The organism is Methylobacterium sp. J-030 (genome assembly GCF_022829545.1).
GTDB lineage: Bacteria > Pseudomonadota > Alphaproteobacteria > Rhizobiales > Beijerinckiaceae > Methylobacterium.
In genome coordinates, this window is record NZ_JAKSYM010000302.1 from 1 (window position 1) to 3955 (window position 3955).

Consider the following 3955-nt stretch of genomic DNA (forward strand, 5'->3'; position numbering starts at 1 on the left):
GACCCGCAGCCCGCAGCCAAGAGCTGGACAGGGCTGGGGCCAACCCCCAAAGCCCGCCGAAGATACACGGGCGCTGGAAGCCGTGCTTCGAGACCGTGCGCTACCGCGGCCGCACTGCCATCAAGAGCATGTTCGGCCGGAGAAAGGAGTGTCGCCGCAGCGCCGCCCGCTACGACCGCTCGGCCACGAGCTATCTCGCTGCCGTCTGCATCGGGGCCACCTTCAGCTAATGGTTATGTGTCCGGACGGTAGGCAGTACGACCACGTAACTCTGCAAAACTCTTTGGCAAAATCATGGTTGCATCCTCAGCGATCAGCCCGCGGCCGATGTGCTTACGGGCGTAGCCAACGACGTACCCGGTGCGCTCGGTGATCGGCTGCACGTCGACGCGAATGAGCGGGTCACCGGGTTGCACGTAGACCAGCTCGCACTGCAGAAAGTGGGTGACGAGATCGTCCCGCAGCCGCGACCAAGGCGGGATGAAGGCGACGGCGTGCATGTGCCGGCCATCGTTGACGAAGGCGTCCCAGCGTCCCTGCTTGGCGTGCTTGAACACCGGCCGGTCGGGGCTGCAAAACCAAATCGGGAGGCGGCCGATCGATGACGGGGCGGTGGGCTTGCGCACGATCCGGGTGACGAGCAGGGCGTAGACCCGTTCGACCTCCCGTTCCATCTGCCGACGGACGCCCGCATCGGACCCGCCGAGTTCGCGGAACATGAAAGTGAGCAGGTATGCGCTCCATCCCTCGGCGACGAGCTGTTCGCCCCAGGCCCGATACCCCAAATCAACCCGTGCTCTCGTGCTGCCCATAGTACAGCATCCTCAAATGCGCAGTTGCGAGTACCTTTTACGCCGCTGTCCGCCAGGAACATGATGGGAATAGTCTACGGTTTAGGACTAGGTGATGGTTCAGATGGGCAATTGAATTGCAGTTGGTCGAGGGCACTCTCTATGGAGGACGCTCTCAATTGGGGGACGCTCTCAATTGTGCGGTAGGCTCTGGCTGTGCGGCATGCTCGGGGTGAGCAGGCAGGTTGCGGCAGGTCTCGATGGCGGGGGCTCGGTGACGAGGGCATTGCGCACTTGCTGAACAACAGTCCGGGCATGGGTCGCCATGTACAAGCACCATTTTCGGCCCCTGCATTCGGTCTACGATGTAGTAGGCGCCAATCGCGCTGGCACATCCAGCGGTCACAGCAGCTACATTGTGAGGTTATTTACCCGGAGCTCTAAGTCGCGCAGCAGCCGGCTTAGGCCGACGCATGCTCAATCGGCGACCGTAATTGGCCTATGTTAGGAGCCTTAGTTCTCGAGGAAGCGATTTTCATCAGTTCCGATCCGCCGATTTGGGCCAGTCAGGTAGCCCCAACTCGCTCTCGTAAAGATCGACGGGCTCATTCGGCCCGCTGAAACGCGAGATGCAAAATGACTCGGATGAACATCGATCAGCCTGCCGCTCTCACACCGAGTGAGGTCGAATGTATCTTAATAAGGACGATCGACGATTTGCTCGATGGCCTGCCCTCCGATGCCATGCGCGAGGCGGGCCTCAGGGCGATCGCGAAAAAGGTCGCCGTCGAGCTGGCTTATGCGCAGCCGACACCGATCCCTGCCGCTCGCGTGCTCGAAGGGCTGGCGCGGCGGCTTCGGCGAGGAGCCTGCATACCGGTGTGATCAAGGCGGCGCTGGGCTTGAAGCTCGCGACAGCGCAGAAACCACCCTGTCCCTGATCAGGGTCCCTGCGCCGTTGCGAGATCGACGGCGTGGGGGTCATGCCATGCGGGTCGCCTGCTCTCCTGCCCCTGAAGGAAGTGCCTATGACGGTGCGCACAGCATCTGGGGTAACGCCCGCGAGGCAGGCGATCCATGACCGACGGTTGTCGATCCACGATGCTCAGGACCGCCGCTTGCATCGCCCCGCGGCCGCGAGGCTATTACGCTGCTAGGCCGAGCCTTCGACCCGGCAGAGTATCTCTGCGGCTTCTGGCGGCTTGCTTTGTCAGACGGTTGCCAACCAGGGCAATCTGTCAGGGGGGCGCGATGAACCAGACGACGCTGATTGGGTGATCGCCTGGGACGCGGCGACAGGCCAACACGTCTATCGGCGCGGCCTCGACGCCGCCTTCACCGGATTATGGCCCTCTGCCCCGCCCGCGACTACCGCGGCCGCTCGGTCGACGCGATCACGCCCCTGAGCCTGCCGATGGGCGAGTGAGGCGATCGCGGCACCCGCGACGTTACTGACGTCCAGCGCATGGAACGCCTGACGTGCCGGGCATCGGCATCAGCTGGTGGCCAAGGACCAAGCGCCACCATCGCGCTCAGACCACGGTCGCGACCTTCGCTCCATCCATTGTCACCGTCACACCGGTCACGTAGCTGGCCCGTGCCGAGGCCAGGAACACCACCGTCGCTGCCACCTCCTCCGCCTCGGCCATGCGCCCCAGTGGGATGCCCGCCTCAGCCTGCGCTTGCGCCTCATCGACGCCGATGCTCAGCAGCGCCGCCTCGGCCCGCATGCCCTCGGCAACCCGGTCGGTGCGCGTGAGCCCGGGGTTGACGCCGACCACCCGTATCCCGCGTCCCGCGTAGGCTTGCGCCAGACCGGCCGTGGCCAGCATCAGCGCCGCGTTGGCCGCCCCGCCCGCGAGATGAGTCGGCGCCGCCACCTTGCCGCCATTTCCGATCACGTTGACGATCACACCCCTACCTCGGGCCGCCATGCGCTTCACCGCCGGATCGAACATGTTGACGTAGGTGAACAGCTTGGCATCGAAGGCTGCGCGCCAGTGCTCCGGGGTCAACTCGTCGGGCGGCGTCCGGCGGGCGGCGCCAGCGCTGTTCACGAGCACATCGACCGGGCCGAGTTCGGCCTCCAGCGCGTCGAGGGCGGCAAGCGCCTGGGTTGGATCGCCAAGGTCTGCGGCGTACCCCGCGACTTCGCCAAGCACTTCGCGCGCTCGGTCGAGGTTGGCCTGCGAGCGGGAGACGATCCCGACCTTGCGCCCTCGGCACAGAAGGCGTGGGCACAGGCCAGCCCGATGCCCTTCGAGCCGCCGGTGACGAGGACGACCTTATCGTTGAGGCCCAGTTCCATCGTTCTCTCCTTTCGGCCACGCCGACCTCTCACATCGCGTTCGTGTCCGGATCAGCAAGTGCGCGGCCTCTTCCGCCGCGGTGATGCGGTTTGAGAACCTGCCGCGGCGGTTCACGCGCCCGCCGATCTCGTTAGGCCGCTCAGCCGCTTTACCCTGCGATCGCTCGCGTAAAGGTTCAGGCACGGCGACCGGCGTCGTGCGCGACGGAGCTACGCCGATGAACGACAACACACCTCTCGAAGCCGACGATTTCCCCGAATGGGTTTGGGACATCGTTGAACGGCACGACCTTGGTTTGCGCGCCGACTCGCCGTTGGCGGGCGCTACGGTGCTGTTGGCCGACGCCGCTTTCGACTTGAAGGAACTGGAGCTCAAGACCTTCCGCGAGCAAGCCCTTACTGAGGAGACGCGAGGGGGCATCGCCGCCTGCGCCGTCATGCTCGCCGATGTTCTCAAGCTCGCCCAGCTTTGTCCCGGCGAGCCGAGCGCGGGACGCGTTACCGAGACGGACGATGGGACCCTGACGTGGGCGCCGGCCGGTGCTTCCGATGATCTCTGAAGACTGCTGAGGACAGCCGGCTCGGCAGCCGCGATGAGGATGGGGCGACCGCTACTTTCGAGTGGCGGCGGTCGACTGCTTGTGGCCGAAAGCGGAAGGGCCGCTTTGGAGAAGGCCGATCGGAAAAGCGGACGGCCTCCTATCGACCCAACCCAGCCTTGCGAACTCCTGTTGGCGCTCGCAAAAAGCGGTCATCCGCTAGCCCTCCAGGAACTTCGGCTCGGGGTGGGAAGCTGAAGTCAGCCTCTAGCCTCAAATGGCAAAATGCTCTCAAAAAGGGCGTGCATTCTATCTCC

At 64.7% G+C, this 3955-nt stretch carries 4 protein-coding genes and 1 pseudogene; 3 read left to right on the forward strand and 2 right to left on the reverse strand.

Annotated elements, in window-relative coordinates:
* Positions 1 to 230 (forward strand): annotated as a pseudogene (locus tag MKK75_RS22680) (IS5/IS1182 family transposase); the annotation flags it as partial.
* 3 nt (positions 231 to 233) lie between these two features.
* Here the strand turns inward: MKK75_RS22680 and MKK75_RS22685 are convergent.
* On the reverse strand, positions 234 to 812 hold the full coding sequence (locus tag MKK75_RS22685) for a hypothetical protein (RefSeq protein ID WP_244044776.1): 579 nt from the start codon (positions 810 to 812) through the stop codon (positions 234 to 236).
* A 624-nt stretch (positions 813 to 1436) separates the two neighbouring features.
* Here MKK75_RS22685 and MKK75_RS22690 point away from each other — a divergent pair.
* Positions 1437 to 1676 (forward strand): hypothetical protein, encoded by a 240-nt coding sequence (locus MKK75_RS22690; protein WP_244044777.1) that lies wholly within the window; start codon positions 1437 to 1439, stop codon positions 1674 to 1676.
* A 647-nt stretch (positions 1677 to 2323) separates the two neighbouring features.
* On the opposite strand, the gene MKK75_RS22695 is transcribed toward MKK75_RS22690, so the two are convergent.
* Complete coding sequence (locus MKK75_RS22695; RefSeq protein WP_313901885.1) at positions 2324 to 3034, reverse strand: SDR family oxidoreductase; 711 nt, start codon at positions 3032 to 3034, stop codon at positions 2324 to 2326.
* 283 nt (positions 3035 to 3317) lie between these two features.
* On the opposite strand from MKK75_RS22695, the gene MKK75_RS22700 reads away from it, so the two are divergent.
* Positions 3318 to 3659, forward strand: a complete 342-nt coding sequence (locus MKK75_RS22700; RefSeq protein ID WP_244044778.1) for a hypothetical protein — start codon at positions 3318 to 3320, stop codon at positions 3657 to 3659.
* Positions 3660 to 3955 lie beyond the last annotated feature (296 nt).